This window comes from Myxococcales bacterium (genome assembly GCA_016703425.1).
Lineage (GTDB): Bacteria > Myxococcota_A > Polyangia > Polyangiales > Polyangiaceae > JADJCA01.
The window spans coordinates 657172-674831 of the sequence record JADJCA010000007.1 but is presented as its reverse complement, the minus strand read 5'-3'; the positions used below and the strand labels follow the sequence as shown (position 1 = coordinate 674831).

General features: G+C 68.8%; 14 protein-coding genes and 1 pseudogene. 2 read left to right on the top strand and 13 right to left on the bottom strand.

All coding sequences use genetic code 11. The features are described 5' to 3' along the window. Positions 1-7: 7 nt before the first annotated feature. The 12 genes and pseudogenes from IPG50_14840 to rpmH form a co-directional block, all read right to left on the bottom strand. Entirely contained in the window at positions 8-1747 is a 1740-nt protein-coding gene (locus IPG50_14840) for a VCBS repeat-containing protein (protein ID MBK6693464.1), read from the bottom strand. Positions 1748-1786: 39 nt separating this feature from the next. Further along, the gene (locus IPG50_14835; protein ID MBK6693463.1) at positions 1787-3958 is read right to left on the bottom strand and encodes an SLC26A/SulP transporter family protein; all 2172 of its coding nucleotides are present in this window, start codon (positions 3956-3958) and stop codon (positions 1787-1789) included. Positions 3959-4133: 175 nt separating this feature from the next. Then, complete coding sequence (gene fdhF, locus IPG50_14830; protein MBK6693462.1) at positions 4134-6719, bottom strand: formate dehydrogenase subunit alpha; 2586 nt, start codon at positions 6717-6719, stop codon at positions 4134-4136. Further along, on the bottom strand, positions 6716-8152 hold the full coding sequence (locus tag IPG50_14825; GenBank protein ID MBK6693461.1) for an SLBB domain-containing protein: 1437 nt from the start codon (positions 8150-8152) through the stop codon (positions 6716-6718). The genes fdhF and IPG50_14825 overlap by 4 nt, the downstream gene beginning before the upstream one ends. A 108-nt stretch (positions 8153-8260) precedes the next feature. Next, positions 8261-8731: a hypothetical protein gene (locus IPG50_14820; protein MBK6693460.1), complete on the bottom strand. Its 471-nt coding sequence runs from the start codon at positions 8729-8731 to the stop codon at positions 8261-8263. A 195-nt stretch (positions 8732-8926) separates the two neighbouring features. Next, complete coding sequence (locus IPG50_14815) at positions 8927-9421, bottom strand: hypothetical protein (GenBank protein ID MBK6693459.1); 495 nt, start codon at positions 9419-9421, stop codon at positions 8927-8929. A 12-nt stretch (positions 9422-9433) separates the two neighbouring features. Next, positions 9434-10126: a KH domain-containing protein gene (locus IPG50_14810; protein ID MBK6693458.1), complete on the bottom strand. Its 693-nt coding sequence runs from the start codon at positions 10124-10126 to the stop codon at positions 9434-9436. Next, positions 10119-10832 carry a membrane protein insertase YidC gene (locus tag IPG50_14805; protein MBK6693457.1) on the bottom strand — a complete coding sequence of 238 codons (714 nt, stop codon included), beginning with the start codon at positions 10830-10832 and terminating at the stop codon, positions 10119-10121. The genes IPG50_14810 and IPG50_14805 overlap by 8 nt, the downstream gene beginning before the upstream one ends. A gap of 4 nt (positions 10833-10836) precedes the next feature. Next, positions 10837-11871, bottom strand: a pseudogene (gene yidC / locus IPG50_14800) (membrane protein insertase YidC). Between the two features lie 33 nt (positions 11872-11904). Beyond that, on the bottom strand, positions 11905-12180 hold the full coding sequence (gene yidD / locus IPG50_14795; protein MBK6693456.1) for a membrane protein insertion efficiency factor YidD: 276 nt from the start codon (positions 12178-12180) through the stop codon (positions 11905-11907). Continuing rightward, complete coding sequence (gene rnpA / locus IPG50_14790) at positions 12177-12626, bottom strand: ribonuclease P protein component (protein MBK6693455.1); 450 nt, start codon at positions 12624-12626, stop codon at positions 12177-12179. Before rnpA ends, yidD begins: the two co-directional genes overlap by 4 nt. Continuing rightward, a complete protein-coding gene (gene rpmH, locus IPG50_14785; protein MBK6693454.1) occupies positions 12623-12772 on the bottom strand; it encodes a 50S ribosomal protein L34 in 150 nt (49 codons plus the stop codon). The genes rnpA and rpmH overlap by 4 nt, the downstream gene beginning before the upstream one ends. 183 nt (positions 12773-12955) lie before the next feature. On the opposite strand from rpmH, the gene IPG50_14780 reads away from it, so the two are divergent. Then, positions 12956-14716, top strand: coding sequence for an OmpA family protein (locus IPG50_14780; protein ID MBK6693453.1), 1761 nt, complete (start codon positions 12956-12958; stop codon positions 14714-14716). Between the two features lie 77 nt (positions 14717-14793). Continuing rightward, positions 14794-15786 (top strand): hypothetical protein, encoded by a 993-nt coding sequence (locus IPG50_14775; protein ID MBK6693452.1) that lies wholly within the window; start codon positions 14794-14796, stop codon positions 15784-15786. A gap of 552 nt (positions 15787-16338) precedes the next feature. On the opposite strand, the gene IPG50_14770 is transcribed toward IPG50_14775, so the two are convergent. Further along, the gene (locus tag IPG50_14770) at positions 16339-17568 is read right to left on the bottom strand and encodes a CAP domain-containing protein (protein MBK6693451.1); all 1230 of its coding nucleotides are present in this window, start codon (positions 17566-17568) and stop codon (positions 16339-16341) included. Between the last annotated feature and the right edge of the window lie 92 nt (positions 17569-17660).

The window sequence follows — 17660 nt, the reverse complement described above, 5'->3', positions numbered from 1 at the left end:
CGTCGTGCTACCGGACCCAGCCATTTCTTAGGAGGTTCGCCCTACCCGTTGGCCATAGGAGGCAGTTGGTCTTCGAGCCAGCGACGGTGAAGACGTGCACGCTCTCGTTGGCCGGCTCGTTGTCCTTGAGCGACACGACGATCTCCAAGGTGCCATTGCCGTCGACGTCGGCGATGGTCGGCACGGCCATGGATCCGCGCTTCGGTAGCGGGACCTTGTGGAGCACCGCGCCCGCCGCACTGAGCACGAAGAGCGCGCCGCCGCCCTGATCGGGCGAGTAGGTCGCGAAGACGACCTCCGGTACGCCGTCCGCCGAGAGGTCGGCGGCCAGCACGCCGCCGGTCAGCGCGCGGCCGTTCGTCGCGTAGGGCGTGACCCACAGCTCGGTCTTGTTGGCCGCGACAGCATGAACCTGCCCGTCGAACCCTGCGAAGAGCATCTCGAGGCCCGCCTTTGACGCGTCGATGTCGGCCACCGTCACCTGATTCGTGGCGCCCACCAAGTTCCCCGCACCGGCCACGGCCGGATCGCCCAAGCCCGGCGAGAAGCCGTCGTTCAAGCCCATCACATACGTCGGCGCGTGGAAGGGCGTGTCCCAGCCGGCGAGGCGCGAGGCGTCGGAGTGCAACGCCCACAGGCCCACGCCCCGCAGGCGGTCGCTCTGCGCGGCGTTCTGCGCGCTGCCGAGCATGATGATGTCGAACTTTCCGTCCTTGTCGATGTCGGCGATCGCCGGCGCCGTGTTGGTGAAGTGCGCCTGGTTGGCGGTGGCCTCGTTGTTCGCGTAGCCCTGCTTCGCCTCTGCCAGCGCGTGCAAGTAGCGGACGCCCGGCGTCTTCGGGCGCCCCGCGAACATGGCGTTCGAATCGAAGGCCGCGCCGGTGCCCTTGAAGAAGCTCGCGTAGGCGTTGTCGTGGGGGACGACGAGGTCGTGCTTGCCATCGCCGTCGAGATCGCCGACGGCCAGGTTCTGATCGTAGAGCCCGGCGAAGTAGCAGGGGCCCGGCGTGCACCCGGAGCCGCCCGCGGCGACAGGCGGAAAGCCAGCGACGACCGCGCCGGAGCCCTTGACCGCCCGTACGATGTCGGTCGCAGCGCCAGCCGTGCGCACGGCCGCGATGAGGTCGAGGGCGCCGTCGCCGTCGACGTCGCCTGCCGCGAGGGTCCGCGTCTCAGTGCCCCACGCTGCTGGGAAGCCCGGGGCGAGAGCCCCGGTCGCGTCAAGCAAGTACGTCGAGTCACGTGCCGCGACCGCGACCTCGAGCTTCGCGTCACCGGCGAAGTCCCCGACGACGGGGCTCGCCCAAATGCGATCCTTCGTGGTGTTGTACGCGAAGGCTCGCGCGCCCGTGTTCTTCCACGCGAAGACGCGGCCCGAGCGCGCCACGATGAGCTCCGGCTTCGTGTCGCCATCGAGATCGGCGACGGCCGGTGAGGCGAGCCACCCCTCCTGCCCGTCGTCCTTGAGCTTCAGAAGGAGCGTCGGTGCCGAGACCGTCGCGCCGCCGCCAGCGGCGCTGCACGACGGAGGCGGAAGTGCCGTAGTGCCGCCCTCGGGCTTCAGCGCATCGGGCGCGGCCGCGCCGTCGCTGAGCGACACGCCAGTTTCACCGCCGCCTTCACCGCCGCCACCGTCGTTGCTTGGCTCACTGTTCTTTGCATCGGCCGCGGCTTCGTCGTCGCCACAGGCGGGGTAGAGGAGGGCGAGCGCAAGAACGAGAGCCGCGCCGGGGAGTGTCCGAACCATGGGAGGAGGGTATCGAACAGGAGGTCCGATGGCGAAGGGTCACGCCTCTTCCAAGGTCGTGATTTCGCGGTCCGCTTGTCGAAGCCGCAGCGCCGTCGCGCGCGCGAGGCCCGCAAAGAGGCTCTGGCCAAGGCGCGGGTGTACGGCTGCCACCACGTCGAACCTCTTGCGGGATATGACGAAGAGCTCCGTGTCGACCTCGGCGGTCGCGTCGGCGCTGCGCTGTCCGCCGTCGAGGAACGTGATCTCTCCGAAGAAGTCGCCGCGACCAAAGCTGGCGACGTGAAGGGTGCCGCCCTCGAGGGGCAGGGCGATGCGTACGCTCCCTCGCCGTACGAAGTAGATTTCGTCGCCCGAGTCGCCGTGTCGGAAGACGACGTCGCCGGCAAGCGCCCTTCGACTCTCGACGCACTCCGCGAGCTCCTTGATGGTCTCGGCCTTGCGCCCCTGAAACATCGGCATCGCCAGGAGGTCGAGCGCGGCCTCGCTCGCTGGCGGCGGCCCGTGTTTGGCCAGAATGCGATCTTCCGCCCAGGCCAAGGCGTCGGAGAGTTGCTCGAAGAGGTGCTCATGGCCCTGCTCGATGAGGCCGACCTCGCGGAGGTATTGCTCGGCGTCCTTGTGGCCCGCGAGGGCCCTCGGCAAGTGGCAGAAGAGCATGGTCGCACCCCGCTTGCCGACTTGCGCTCGCATCTGCTCCAGGATGTGCACCGCCGTGAGGTCCACGGCGTCGACGCGGCGCATGTCGACGATGAACGTTTGACGCGACTCGAGATCGCCTTGGAGCTCGGTGCGCAGCTGATCCGTCGTCCCGAAGAAGAGCGAGCCTGCCAGCTCGATCACAAGGGTCTCTTCGCCGTGAGCGGCGAGTACCGCGGCGTGGTCCGGCAAGCGTCGCTTCTTTGACGATATCTGCGTGCCCGAGAGCTTGCGGCGGATGACGGGCGCTCGGGACTCGTTGCGGATGAAGAGCAAGATCGAGAGCGCCACCCCGACGCCGGAGGCGGTGATGAGGTCGACGAAGACGGCCACGGCGATGACGGCGAGCACCACCACGAAGTCAAAGAACGTCGAGCGGCTCGCGGCCCAGCGCAAGGCGCCGAAGTCGAACATGCGCCAGGCAACCACGATGAGGATGCCGGAGAGCGCCGCGAGGGGGGCCCAGGCTACGACGCCTCCCAGCGACAAGAACGCCACGAGCACCAGCGCTCCCTCGATCACCGCCGAGCGGCGCGTTTGGCCGCCGCTCGCGATGTTCACGAGGGTGGCGCCAGAGGTTCCCGCGCCGGGCATGCCGCCTATGACGGACGACGCGAGGTTTGCGAGCCCTTGACCGAAAAGCTCGCGGTTCGACTCGTGCCGTGAGCCGGTGAGGGAGTCGACGACGACGCAGGTCTTGAGCGTGTCGAGCGACAGGACCACGGCCAGCGTGGCCGCCGGGCCCAGCACGTGCGTGACATCGGTCACATGGAGGCCGCCGAGCGCCGCCACACGCGTCGAGAAGGCCTCCCCGAAGGAGGCGATGCTGCCGCCCAGGGGACCGATGACGAGCGTGTTCCCAGTGAGCGAGCGAAGCCCTGGCAAGAGCAGCGCCAAGGCCCCGTACGCGAGCACGCCGCCCGCGAGGCCCACGATGGCACCAGGCACGGCCTTCGTCATTCGCGGCGCCAGAAACATCAGCGCGATGGTCGTTCCGCCCACGACCAGCGCCGGCCACGCCCACATGCCGGGGTGAAGGAGGCCGGCGCCGAGCTTGACGCCCTTGGCGAGGCCCAAGAGCGATGGCAGCTGTTTCAAGAAGATCACGACCGCGACGCCGCTCAGGTACCCGGTCACGACCGGGTAGGGGATGTACTTGATGATGCTGCCCGCGCGCGCGAGCCCGAGCGCGATCTGAAGGCCGGCCGCGAAGAGGCCGACGAGCGTCATGAGGAGCACGACCCGCGCTGGCTCGCCGGGGTAACGAGCGCTCGTCTCGAGCGCGAAGGCGCTCATCACGGCGACGGCGGGCGCGCACGGCGCCGACACGAGCTTCGGCGTGCCACCCGCGAGCGGCGCGACGGTGCCGAGCGCCGTGGCGCCGAGGAGCCCCGCGAGGGCGCCGGCGCCGGCGCCGACGAGGGGCCCGAAGACCGCGACGCCGAACGCCAAGGACGCGGGCAACGCGACGAGGGTGGCCGCGATGCCGCCCCACACGTCGCCTACGAGCACCGAGCGTGCCGTACTCGCGAGCGGGCTAGGGGCTTTCGAGGTCACCGTTTCGTCACGCCGAGCAAGACACGCGCCGCCCTGAAACGCCCGCGCGCAGAGTGCTTGGCGCCGCTCGGGCGGCGCACAAGCTGCGCATCGACGGCACCGACTGCGTCGGCCGACTGCGTCGGCCGACTCAGTCGACGAGCCGCACGTCCACGGCTGTCAGCTTGTACTCGGGCGTGTCGGCGATCCCATCGACGAGGTCGCTCGTGACCCGGTTGGTGCCCGACTCAGGGAAGTGGAAGCTCAAAAAGAGGGTCCCTTCGCGCACCGAGTCGGTCAGGAATGCTTTGACGTGCGCCTCGCCATAGTCGCTCAGGACGACCACGCGGTCACCGTCGCGAATGCCACGAGCCAAGGCGTCCTTCGGGTGCATCTCGAGGGCGTCGTGGGGCGCGAGCGCGACGTTCGCGGAGCGCCGAGTCATCGATCCGCTGTTGTAGTGCGCGAGGACGCGGCCCGTGATGAGCTGGAGCGGCCGCGTGCTCGCGAGCGCCGGCGACGGGCGGAAGGCGACCTCTGAGAACGCCGCGCGGCCGCGAACGAACTGATCCACATGGAGCGTCGGCGTGCCGTCGTGGTCCTCGCTGGGAACCGGCCACTGCAAGCCGTCGCCCTCGAGCCGCGCGTACGACGCGCCGCGGAAGGCAGGGACGACGGTGCGCAGCTCGTCCCAGATCGCCGCCGGTGAAGCGAAGCTCTGTGGCATCCCGGTCCGCGTCATGAGGTCGCACAGGATCTCCCAATCGGCGCGCGCACCGCCCGGTGGGTCGATGGCCTTGCGCACCCGCTGAATGCGCCGCTCGCCGTTGGTGAACGTCCCGTCCTTTTCGAGGAAGCTCGCACCGGGAAGGACCAGGTGAGCGAGCTTCGCCGTCTCCGAAAGGAAGAGCTCTTGCACAATGAGGAGCTCAAGTGCGCCGAGTCGCCGCGCCACAACGGACGCATCGGGATCGGTGGCTACGACATCCTCGCCCAAGAGGTACATGCCGCGAACGACGCCCGTGTCGATGGCTTCGTACATGCGAGGCAAGGTCAGCCCAGCCTCCGCGGGCATAGGGCGACCCCAGGCCGTCTCGAAGCGGGCACGCGCGCCCGTGTCTGTGACCGGAACGTAGCCGGGCAAGAGATCGGGCTGGCAGCCCATGTCGGCCGCGCCCTGCACGTTGTTCTGACCGCGCAAAGGATTGACGCCGACGCCCAGGGAGCCGACGGCGCCGCAAAGGAGCGCGAGGTTGCAGAGGAGCATGACCGACTCGCTGCCCTGCACGTGTTCGGTCATGCCGAGGCCGTGGAGTTGCATTGGCGCGCGCGCTGCCGCGAGCATGCGAGCCGCAAGGCGCACGTCTGCCGCGGCGACGCCCGTGACGGCTTCCGTTGCCTCGGGGGTGAAGGCACGAACGAACGCGGCATAGGCGGCGAAACCCTCCGTTCGCGCCTCGATGAACTCATGGTCCACGAGGTCTTCTAGGACGAGCACCGCCGCCAGGCTGTTCAGCAGCGGCACGTTGGTGCCGGGTCTGAGCATGAGGTGCACGTCGGCGATGGACGCCAACTCTGTGCGGCGCGGGTCGACGACGACGAGCTTGGCGCCGCGAAGGACCGCCTGCTTGACGCGAGCCCCGGTGATGGGATGGCTCTCCGTAGCGTTTGAACCGGCGACGAACAGGAGGTCCGACCGCTCGATGTCGGCGAGCGAGTTGGTGGCGGCGCCGGTGCCGAACGCTCGGCGGAGGCCCGCCGCGCTGGGCGCGTGGCACACGCGAGCGCAACAGTCGACGTGGTTCGTGCCGAGCCCCGCACGCATCCACTTCTGAACGAGGTAGTTCTCCTCGTTCGTGCAGCGCGACGACGAGAGGCCCGCCATGGAGCCGCGCAGGCGCCCGATTTCGCGCGCGGCGTAGTCGAGGGCTTCGTCCCAGCCCACTTCGGTCAGGACGCCGCCTTTTCGCAAGAGCGGTGAGCGGAGGCGGTCCTTGTGCCGCGTGAAGCCGTGGGCGTAGCGGCCCTTGACGCACAGGTGCCCGTGATTGACCGACGAGGCGGCGCCGTCGATTTGAACGACGTCGTCACCGGTCGCTGAGACATGCGCGTCGAGTTGGCAGCCGACGCCGCAGTACGAACAGGTCGTTCTCACCGTTCGGCCGAGCGCTCGGTCACCCTTGAGGCGCGCCCGGTCAATGTCTGAGATGGCGCCCGTCGGGCACGCCGATGCGCAGGCGCCGCAGCTCACGCAGTCGGTCTCGGAGAACGCACCGCCGCCCCACGTGAGCTCGCTCTCGGCGCCTCGACCCTTCACGGCGAAGACAAACTGACCTTGGAGGTCGGCGCAGGCGCGGACGCAGAGTCGACACAGGGTGCACTTGTCGAGATCGATGCGGAGGTAGGGGTGGCTCTCGTCGGTCGAGCGGTTGACGACGGAGGCCCGGGCCACCGATCGGGCCGCTCGCTCCTCTTTCTCTTGCTCCACGAGGGTGCCGAGGTGCTCCCGGTACGCGAGCAAGCGAGGTGTCTCGGTCAGAACGTGCATGCCGGCTCGGGCTGGCGTCGTGCACGCGGCGACGTAGCGGCCGTCGATCTCGACGATGCAGCCACGGCAATGCCCGCCCGCTTGGAGGCGCTCGTCCTTGCAATGGGTGGGCACGTTCGCCTTCGCGTTTCGGCACGCGTCGAGGACCGAGCCTTGCGCGGCGATAGGGGCGCCATCGACGTGCATCACGCGAGCACCTCGCTGCCGTAGAGACGCACGAGATCACGAATGGGGCGCGGCGCCCCTTGACCGAAACCGCACATGCTCCCCATCTCCAGAGTCTCCATGAGCCGTTCAAGGTCCGCGAGCGTAGGCATCTCCTTCAGCTTGGCCGTGCCCACTCGGCACGGCGTGCAAGCGCCGCAGGACTCGCTGGCCGCGAAGGCAAAGAGGTGCTCGGCAAGCCTCCGGATCCGCACCGTCTCGTCGAAGACGACGATGCCGCCGTGACCCATGCCCGGCAGCGCGTCGTATGACAAGGCAACGTCGAACTCGTGCGCCGCCACGACGCGCCCCATCGGCCCGCCGACGAGCGCCATCTTCCACGACCGGCCCGCGGGCGCGCCGCCGGCGCCTGCGACAAGAACGTCGCGAAGCGGCGTCCCGAGCTCGATCTCGACGACCCCGGGGCTCACGACGGCGCCCGACACGCACACCGCTTTGGCGCGCCCTTCGCTGCGTGCTCCAGTTTGCCCGGCGGGCGTTTCGGCGCGCACGATGGCTGGCACGACGGAGAGCGTCTCGATGTTTTGAACGACCGTCGGCAGGCCGTAGAGGCCTCGCTCGGCGGGGAAGGGAGGTTTGGGACTCGGCTCGGCGCGCAGCCCTTCGATGGAACGAAGGAGCGCTGTTTCTTCGCCGGCGACGTAGGAGCCCGCGCCCACGAGAACGCTCACCGCGAAGCCATCGAGCGCGCCCGTGGCCGTCGCCTCTTCGATGGCGACGGAGACGCGCTTGGCCGCCTCTGGGTATTCGCCCCGCACAAATACGATGCCTCGCGACGCGCCGATGGCTCGTGCACAGGCAAGCATGCCGGCGAGGACCGAGTGCGGCGCCTCTTCGAGCAAGAGCCGGTCGACGTACGAGCCGGGATCGCCCTCATCGCCGTTGGCGACCACGAACCGATCGGGCGCTTCGGTGCGCGCCGCGACGCGCCATTTGGCCGCCGTCGGGTAGGCCGCGCCGCCGCGCCCGCGGAGCCCCGACGCCTCGAGTCGCGCGAGGATGGTCTCGCCGTCGGGCAAGCCGTAGTCGTCGAGGGGGCGTGTGGGGCCGAGCACGTGACGCAAGACGACCGGCGTGGGCGCAAGCGAGCACCGCGGAATCGGCCGCGCGCGCGTGAGGATACTCGCCGGCGCTTCGTAACACCGACCCAGGCAATGGATCCCTGGCGTCTCGGCGCTCCCGCCGTTGCCGGAGAGCGCGTGCCGTGCGCTTGCGCAAGCGGTGCCTACGCAGGCCGTCTGCAATTCATGCAGTTGATCATAAAATGTACGGACCCCGTCTTCCCAGGCGATGGGGAGTCCCGAGACACCGCGCGCGCCGCCCTCGCGCAGCGCATCGATGGGCCGCGGCGCCTCGGCGAGGTGCAATCGGCGCCTTGTCCACTCGAGCACGCTCATGGGGCGATGGTACGCCCAACGGTCGCGCTTTCAGCGGGCCCACGTTGTAGAAAGGCGCCGCGCAAACTTGGCGCAACGGGCGGCGCTCAGGCGATCGCTTTTCGAGGATCAGTCGTTGCCGCCGTCGAAGACCGGCAAGCCGTACGCGGGGAAGATGCCCGCGTCCATGGGCGGCAAGCCGTACGGCGGCTGAACGTTGCCCCCGTCGGGCGGAAGTCCGTACGCGGCCTGCAGGCCGCCATCGTCTTTGGGGCCCGTGTCGCGGGCGGCGTCGCGACCTCCGTCGGGCGGCGGCAGACCGTAGGCCGATTGAAGCCCTCCACCGTCCTTGGGGCCAGCATCAGCGCCGGCCTCCGTGAGCAAGGTCCCGCCGTCGTCCTTGTTCGTTCCGTCATCGGCGACGTCACCGCAGGCGGCCACGGACACGGCCGCCGCGAAGGTGAACGTGGCCCATCGGTCGAGCCTGCGCGTCGGCAGCGTGCGCGGCGCGACGCGCGGCGTGGCGGCCGCGCAAAACGGGCAGGCGTGGTCGTCGACTTTGATGTGACGGAGGCATTGAGCGCAGGGGACGAGCGTCATGGGATCCTTTGGCCGCGGTGGCGTGGCTCGTCTGCCTAAGCACGGATGATGCCGCCGCCAACTCGAGGAATTCTCATCTCTTGCGGTGCGGGCCCCGTGCCGCCTTGTGCCACCGTCGCGGCCGGCGGGCAGACGACGTCGATTCAGGCCGCTGGCGCCACGCGATCGCGTCAGACGAGGAACTCAGGCGCGAACTCAGCCCGCGTCGCTCGCATCCGCGGGCGCGTCGGTCGACGCGTCGCTCTCCGCGTCGTTCGCTGAATCCGCCTGTGCATCGATCGGCGCCGCGTCTGGCGTCGCGTCGAGCGCGGAGGCGTCGCCGGCGTCGTCCGGTGCCGTCGCGTCATCCGTCGCGTCATCCGTCGCGTCAGGTGGCGGTGGTGCTCCCGTGTCGACGAGCGGTCCCGTCTCGGGCTCGCAAGAGAAGTCCGTGCGGCACTGCCACAGGCCACCGGCGCAGAAGCACCCGCCGGTGGCGCACTGCGGAAAGCAGCGCAGCGTCGGCGCGACGCGACACGCCTCGCCAACGTGCGTGTACGTGCTGCAAGGATCCGCGTCTGCGGAGACGTCGCTCGCAGCGTCGTTCGACGCGAGGGTCGGGTCGTCCCCCTCGTCGTCGCTGCACGAAGCGGAGGCCGTCGGCACGAGGGCCCACGCCATGAGCGTCGGGACGAGCCATAACTTCCGCATGGGCCTTGACGCTCAGCTGCGCGGTTCGCGCGGCTTGCGCGGGCCGCCAGGACCACGCCCGCCGCCACCGCCGGGCCGACCACCGCCACCGCCGGGACCGCGTCCGCCGCCGCCCGAGGGTCGCGCGGGCGGGGCAGGAGCTGCACCGGCCGCGGGCGCGGCGCTGGCAGCTCGGGGGGACGTGGGGATGAGTTGCACGCGCCGGTCCGAGCCTTCGCCGCTCGACTCCGTGCGGACGCCGGGCATGTCCTTGACGGCCATGTGCACGACGCGTCGATCGCGCGGCGACATCGGATCGAAGGTGATGACCTTGCCTTCCGCGGCGACGCGCTCGGCGAGCTTCTTGGCCATGGCCGAGAGCTGTTCTTCGTGGCGCGCCCGGTAGCCTTCCGCGTCGACGGAGATGTGGCGACGCGGTTCGCCGAGCCGCTGCACGACGCGCATCGTGAGGTACTGGATGGCTTCGAGGACCGAGCCGCGCTTGCCGATGATGCGGCCTGCGTCGGGCCCTTCGATCTCGAGGCGGATCTCCTCGCCTTCGCCTTCGCCATCGTCGGGGGCGACGACGACCTCGGCGTTCATGTCCATCTTCTCGAGGAGCGTGCGAACGAACGCGAGCGCTCGGTCCGTTTGTCCATCGATCGATGTGCCCGCCGGGGCATTGGGAGAATCGCTGACCGTGGTCGTGTCGGTGACGTCAGACACTCGCCTTTTCCTTTCCGAGAGAGGACCCGGGCTTTTGGCCCTTGTCCTTGCCGAGCGGCTTCACCCCAATTTCGCCCGGCGGTGCCGAGCCTGATTTGGGAGCGAAGCGCTCGACCACCAGCTGCTGGACGATGCCGAGCACGCTGTTGGTCATCATGTATACGCCAAGGGCTGCCGGCAGAAACAGCATCATGATCATGAAGACCGCTGGCATCAGGTAGGTCATCATTTTCTGTTGCATCGGGTCCATGCCCTGCATCGGCACGAGCCGTTGCTGGAGGATCATGAGCGCGCCCAAGATGACCGGCAAGACGAAGAAGCGGTCTGGCGCCGACAGGTCTTGGAACCACAAAAACTTCGTGTGGTACATCTCGACGGCCGTCTGGAGCGTCGTGTACATCGCGAACCACACGGGCATTTGCGCCATCTGCGGCAAGCAGCCGCCGAGGGGGTTCACGCCGTGTTTCCGCCAGAGCTCCATCATGGCCATGTTTTTGGCCTGCGGATCGTCGGCAAACTTCACGTTGAGCGCGTCGACCTCGGGCTTGAGGCGACGCATCGCGAAGCTCGTCCTGATCTGCTTCACCGAGAGCGGGAAGAGCGCGGTGCGGAGGCACACCGTCATCAGGATGATCGCGAGGCCCCAGTTCTGGAGCGTCACGTGGTCGTGGAAGAACTGCAGAATGCCGACGAGAACCTTCGCCACCGGCGAAGAAGCCGAGGTTGATGAGGTCGCCGAGGCCCTTGGCTTGTCCTGCGGCGTGCGTGAGCACCTCGCGCTCCTTAGGGCCGAAGAACGCGGCTTGCCGATACGTCGCTACAGCCTTGGGTGCGAGCTCCTGCGCCGCGTAGGCGAGCCGTGCGTGGTAAACGGCGCCGGCTTCCTCGTGGTCGCGAGCCTGTCCCGCCGCGTACCAGTCTTCGGCTAGGATGCCGCACTCGGCGGCGCCGCCGACGGGGACGAGGGCCTTGCCGAAGTAGTAGTCGGTCACCGCGGCGAAGCGATCGGTGCCGGGGACGTTGAGCCAGCCCTCTTTGAAGTCGTCCTTGTTGTGCCGCGTGACCTCTTTTGAGGTCGCGCACGCCACTTCCGTGATGAACGGCGAGACGGAGCCGAGGTGCCCGGCGATCTCCTTGTTTCGCCGGAAGGCGAAGGTCTCGATGGAGAAGCGGTGACGCTTGGGCGCGTCGGCGAGGTTCTGGATCGTGGTCTCGACGTCGAGCTCGAAGGGCCGCGCGCTCGCGGTGACCGTCTTGGTGATCTGAACGAGGGTCTCGTCGGTGTACGTGAAGCGGCACGCCTTGCCGTCGAGCGACTCGACCTTCCAGGGGAAGCGATCGAACTTGAGTTGATCGTTTGCGCCCTCGGCGCGGAACAACGTCCGCAGCGAACGCCAGCGCTCGTGATCCGGGGTCGTCGACATGTCGGCGGCCTCGGTGTTGGCGTAGCGATCCTGGAGCCTGAAGTGCTTCACACCGGCGCCGCGTGCGGAGAGCTCGGCGACGAAGCGCGTCCCCTTGATGGTGCAGAGCTCACCTTCCGGTGGCGTCGTGGAGCGGTCGCGGCCCGGTCCCGGCGTGTCCAGGACGTCCGGCGGAAAGCCTGGCGCGTCGACGTATTGCTCGACGGGGATCGGCTGGTGTTTGCCTTCCGACTGGCCAGAAAATTTGGGCCAAAGGAAGTGATAGAAAAGCAGGACGCCGGAGGCGATGACGACCCAGCGCAGAATGGTGTTGCGATCCATGGGCGAAGAACGGGCTCGGTCGCGGGGCGTCGGTCAGACGGTCGGTTCGGTGGAGGGCGGCGTTGCTGCGTCGGTTCGGGACCGCCACCGGAAGGTGGCGGGCACCGGGTCATAGCCGCCCCGATGCAGCGGGTGGCACTTACACACGCGCAGCAGCGAAAGCAAGGCGCCGCGGGCTGCGCCGTGTTTCGCGACGCAGCCGGCCGCGTAACGAGAGCACGACGGCTCGAAGCGACACGCCGGCGGTAGGAGCGGCGAGATCGCGAGCTGGTAGCCGCGAATCAGGACGAGGAGCAGGCGGGCGATCATGACGGGGTCTCGCGGCGCCCTTTGGGAGGCGCCAACGCGCCCGGAACATGCGACAGCGGCGGGCCTTTGGCCAGGAGCTTTTTCGCACGCAGAACGCCGGAGCGAAGCTCTGTGGCGACCTCATGCGCGGCGAGCGTCGCGGCGCCGGGGCGGGGAATGATCAAGAAATCGACGGCCGCCGGCAACTCGTCGCCGGCCTGACGAAAGGCCTCACGGCAGAGCCGCTTGATGCGATTGCGCACCACCGCGTTGCCGGCCTTTCGGGACACCACCAACCCGAGGCGCGAGGCGCGACTCGAGGCATCTTCGGGGCGAGCCGAAAATACGAGTACGAAATGAGGCAACGTCACGCGTCGACCTTGTTGGAAGGTCGCGTCGAATTCGCTCTTTCGCCGCACGCGCCGCTCGCGGCCGAAGCCGAGCGCGCTCTCGCGGCGCCCGGTCACTTCTTGTAAGTGCTGACCGTCAGGCGAAGCCGACCCTTGCGGCGGCGATTGGCGAGGACCTTCTGGCCGCCGCGGGTTTCCATACGAGCGCGGAACCCGTGGGTGCGGAGCCGGCGAAGATTGTGAGGTTGATAGGTGCGTTTCATGGCTCAGGAGCTCTCAGGAGCTGGGGCGCGCGGGGCGCCTCGAAGGGGGCGCGAATACAAGCACCCGGCCCTCCTCCCGTCAAGCGTCGACTGCAGACTCGGCTCCCTATCGCTTCGCTGGCTCGCCGGTCCCGGTTTTTCGCCGCCCCCCCTCAGGATTGTGTAACGTGGCGCCGCTCGAACATGGGTCGCTTGCGCTTTTCGTGCGTTCGCGCCGGTCTCGTACCGGCGGCATTCCTGGCTACGCTGCTCGCTTCCGAGCGGGCGGGGGCCCAACAGCCGACATTTCACCTCGACCGGCTCCAGGTGCCCGGCGCACCCGACGACGGCGTCGTCATGTTCCGCCCTGTCACGCAGCCGAAGCCCACGGCCTTCGCGCAGCTCGCCCTCGGGTATTCCAAGAACCCCCTCAAGGCGAGCAACATCACCCGCGATCGCTCGACGTTGGCCGTCTCCGAGACCGGCGTCGTCAACTACCAGCTGACGACCTACGCGACCATCGGGCTCGAGTTCTTGAACCGCTTCGTCGTCTCGGCGTCGCTGCCGGTGACCATCGTCCAGGGCGGTCAGAACCCCAATTACGTGGGCACCGTCTTCGGTAGCCCCTCGGCGACGCGCGTCATCGCCGATGGCGGGCACCTGAACGACATGCGGCTCGATTTCCGCGCCGTCTTGGCTCGCACCGCGAGCGAGAAGGGCGCCGTCGGGGCGCGCCTCGCGCTGCTCCCACCGAGCGGCTCCAACTCAAACTTCGGCGGCGACGGCTCCACCAGCGGCATGCTGATGATCGACGCCGAGTACGACCTCAACTGGATCGTCGTCACAGGAAACACGGGCTTCCACTTCCGTCCCCGCAACTCGATCAACGACCCGAACAACGAAAACGGCCTTGGCGTCGGCAACGAATGGCGCTGGGCCGTGGGCGGTTTCATCCCGTTCAAGGCGGGCCGCTACCGCATCGGCGCGTCGCTCTTCGGGCAGACGGGCATCGAGAGCGACGCCATCATCGGCGAAACGACGTTCAAGAAGCGCAACACACCGCTCGAGTGGAACGCCGAGGGGCGCATGCGTTTCGGCCCCGAAGAGCGCTTCTGGGCCGGCGCCTCTGCGGGCACGCTCATCAGCAACGGCTACGGCGCCCCCGACCTCCGGATCCTCGGACTTTTCGGCGTGTACACCACGCTCTTCGACGTCGACGTCAAAGGGCCCGGGCAGAAGAACGCGCTCCGCGCCAAGTGGCGCTCCGAGAAGAGCGCCGACAGCGACAAGGACGGCATCCCGGACGACATCGACGCGTGCCCGAGCGAGCCGGAGGATCACGAGGGGAGCGATCCCAACGACGGTTGCCCCATGCCGCCCGATCGCGACGGCGACGGCATCCCCGACCAATACGACAAGTGCCCCGACCAGCCTGAGGACAAGGACGGCATCGAGGACGGCGACGGTTGCCCCGAGGACGACTTCGACAAGGACGGCGTTCCCGACGCGACCGACGCGTGCCCGAAGGAGCCGGGTCAGCCGTCGAAGGATCCGAAGCGCAACGGCTGTCCGCAATTCATCAAGCTCGATGGCGGTGGGGTCGAGATTCTGCAGCAGGTCCACTTCCAGACCGGCTCGGCCACGATTCTGCCCGACAGCTTCCCCATGCTTCAGGAGATCGCGAGTCTCTTGAAGGCCAACGCCTCCATCAAGAAGATGCAGGTCGAGGGGCACACCGACGACCGCGGCGACGACAACATGAACCTCAAGTTGTCGCAGTCGCGCTCCGAGTCGGTGGTGAAATACCTCGCGCAAGCGGGCGTCGATCAGGCCCGGTTGTCGGCGCAGGGCTTCGGCGAGACCAAGCCCATCGAGGACAACAAGACCGACAAGGGCCGCGCGGCCAACCGACGCGTCGAGTTCAAGATCACCGAGCAAGAAGACGCCAACGCCATCAAGAAGTGAGCGAGCGGTCGGCGGCGGCTCCCCATCGTACTCAAGGCGCCGTAGCACTTTTGCGCGCGGCGCCGCACAATGCCGGCGTGCTGGCGCAGGTCATCAAGCGGCCGCTCGGGCGGATGCTCGCCATGACAGCGCTCGTCGTGACGCCCGCGTGTGGCCTTCTCATCGGCTTGGACGACCGGCCCGGTCGGCCCGCGGCCGATGCGTCGACGTCGCCGCCCGTCGACGGATCCGTCGATTCTGGCGGGGCGTCGTATTGCGCGCGCGTCGACGCGTCGTTCTGCGACGACTTTGACGAGCCCAACGCTCCCGCCTTCGCGCGGTGGAAGGGCTTTCCGCCGGCGCAGCCCTACACGGTCATCGGTGAGGCGGGCCTCACCGTCGCGCCGCTCGACGCGGCTCCGTCTCCGCCCAACGCGCTTGTCGCCCAGGCTGACATGCTGGACCCCGACGGTCGCGCCCAGGCGTTGCTCATTTCGAGGGTCGTCATCCCCGATGTCAAAGCCGTCGAGCTCGCCTTCGATCTTTGGGTGACGGAGCTCGTCTCGACGGGCCCCCTGCGTGACGCTGGCCCCTACGAAGGGGGCAACCCGGACTACGATCTCGAGGGCGAATACCAGACGGCCGTCGCCGGGGTTGGCACCGTGGTCGGTGGCGAGCCTACCGGTGCGTTTCTCATCGTGACGCCTCAGTCGCTCGCGCTCGCCATCGGCAAGGATCGCGAGGTCGCAGTCGGGGGCCCTGAGCTGACCTACGGCCGCATCGCCGCCGTCTCGCTTCAAGAGGTCGGCCGCTTCACGTGGACCCGAGCGACGATCTTGGTCGGTGAGGCGTCCGCCGTTCGGCGCCGCGCCCGAGAGGTCTTCGGCGCCGACCCCCAGTGCCCCGCGGCCGTCGCCGTCGCCGTTGCCGGCTCCGACGCGACCTTCAGCAGCACCAAGTGCGTAGCCCTGGCCGACGAGGTCGCCAACATCGGACGACTACCCGTCCTCATCACGATGGGCGCGTCGCTCTTGGCGCCTGGCCGGCTCCGGTACCGTGTCGACAACGTCGTCGTGCAGCGCGTCTTCTGACGCGGACGCTGTCGGCAGCGCCGGAGGGGCAACACGTCGCGCGAATGAAGCGCCCGCGGCGTCTTGGTCAGAAGCGCCGCGGGCCGTACAGAGCGCGGAGTGAAATAAGCGCAGGGCGGGGCGGGAAAGCGGGGAGGAAGACGCGCAGGCGACGCCGAGCGCAGAGCGAGCGAACGCGAAGCGGAGGCGAAGCGGAGGAAAGTGGAGGCGAAGCGGAGGCGAAGCGAAGGCGAAGCGGAGGCGAAGCGGAGGCGAAGCGGAGGCGAAGCGGACCTAAGAGGGAGCGGCAAAAAACGGAGCCGTGAAGCGGAGCGGAGGTTCTTGAGGCGAGTACGGGAAGCAGAAGCGCGGGCCACCAAGCGGCGATGACAGGGGTTGAGCAGGAGCCGTGCCGGTGTGGAAGTGGTCAGAATGTCGTCCAGCGGTCGGGGCCGCCGCCGCAGATGACCGGCGCCGCGTGGATCGAACGCGCCGTGATCCGGTCATGCGTCCCCGACGGGAGCGCAGTCGCGGGGGGCCGCATCCCGCAAACGCCGCCGACTCCCGGAACGACTACCGAGCGAAGAGCTGCACGGCCCAAACGCTCCCGTCGGGGGCCTTCGACACGGCGACGCCAAGGCGAGTGAACGCTGCGTCGACGAGGTTCTGCCGATGAGACGGACTCGCATAGAGAGCACGGTGGACGCCGAGGACCGTCTCCGCTCGGGCCACGTTCTCGCCGGCCTTCTCGGTCACGACGCCCGCTTGCTCCAAGCGCTCCTTGGGATCGCCATCCCCTACGTCGTGGGCCACGCGGTCCCGTGCGCGCATGCGCCGGAGGTGCGCCTCGGCGACGGCGTCGAGCTGCCGATCACGCGTGAACGAGCCCAGTCCGAGCTCGCGCCGAAGCCCCGAAACCAGCCGAAAGAGCTCGTTCGCGTCGCCGCTGCCCGCGAGCTCATCTTCGCCCGGCGCCCGGTGCACGAGCTCAAAAGGCGCAACGTCCGCGAAGATCAGGGCCTCCGCCAGCGGGCGTGGCCCGCCTCCTACGTCGCCGACGATCTGCGCCACGAAGCGCCCCGGCTGCCTTAGGGCGAAGCGCGCGCGCAAGTGTTCGCTCGACGAGTTCACGGGCACGGCTTGAGGCACCTCATCGGGCCCCACGAGAATGACGCGCACGTCCCGCGTTGGCGCCAGCAGCGTCGCGTCGATCGTGAGCCAAGCGCCGGTACGTGACGTCGTCGGAATGGGTGTAAGATGCACGAGTGCGAACGTCGTGACGGCGACGGCAACGTCGTCCTGGCCCCGCCCGGCCACGAGGGCGAGGCCGCACAGGCGGACGCCATCGCCCTTGGTTTCGCCTCGGAACGCCTCCAAGGGCGCTTTGACTTTGGCCCACGAGAGACCTCGGCCTCGCACGAGCCAGACCCGCGGCCACGCGTGCGGCACGCCCGCGAGGCGCATCCGCTCGCTGGTTCGCGACAGATCGAGCTCGCCGCGAAGTCTCGCCTCGGCCAGGCCCCTCGCGACACCCTCGAGGCGGGCGTCGCGCCGCCCGCAGCTGCGGTAGGCGTCGCCGTCGTCGGTGAGGCCAGGCTCGTCCGGCGACGGCGCACGCGTGTCGGCAGCGACCGTCGTTGCCGGAGCCGCTGCGGCTTGCGGCGACCGCGGCGGCGACGGGCTTCGAGCGTCCACCGGGACCGGCGGCGTCGTTGCGCTGCACGCGAGCAACCACGTCGCAGCGACGACGAGGGTCGCTGAGCAACCGCTTTGGCGGAGGCAGCTCGAGCGCCCGTGGCTCAATGACTCACGTCCCTAGGCTTTGCGCGCTTGCTTGCGCCGCGCGAGCGCGACGCCGACACGGACGCCCAAGAGGAAGCCCGCGACGATGCCGA

Coding starts and splice junctions, on each gene's coding strand:
- IPG50_14840 (MBK6693464.1), bottom strand. CDS start 1,747: ATGGTTCGGACACTCCCCGGCGCGGCTCTCGTTCTTGCGCTCGCCCTC.
- IPG50_14820 (MBK6693460.1), bottom strand. CDS start 8,731: ATGACGCTCGTCCCCTGCGCTCAATGCCTCCGTCACATCAAAGTCGAC.
- IPG50_14815 (MBK6693459.1), bottom strand. CDS start 9,421: ATGCGGAAGTTATGGCTCGTCCCGACGCTCATGGCGTGGGCCCTCGTG.
- rpmH (MBK6693454.1), bottom strand. CDS start 12,772: ATGAAACGCACCTATCAACCTCACAATCTTCGCCGGCTCCGCACCCAC.
- yidD (MBK6693456.1), bottom strand. CDS start 12,180: ATGATCGCCCGCCTGCTCCTCGTCCTGATTCGCGGCTACCAGCTCGCG.
- IPG50_14825 (MBK6693461.1), bottom strand. CDS start 8,152: ATGAGCGTGCTCGAGTGGACAAGGCGCCGATTGCACCTCGCCGAGGCG.
- IPG50_14780 (MBK6693453.1), top strand. CDS start 12,956: ATGGGTCGCTTGCGCTTTTCGTGCGTTCGCGCCGGTCTCGTACCGGCG.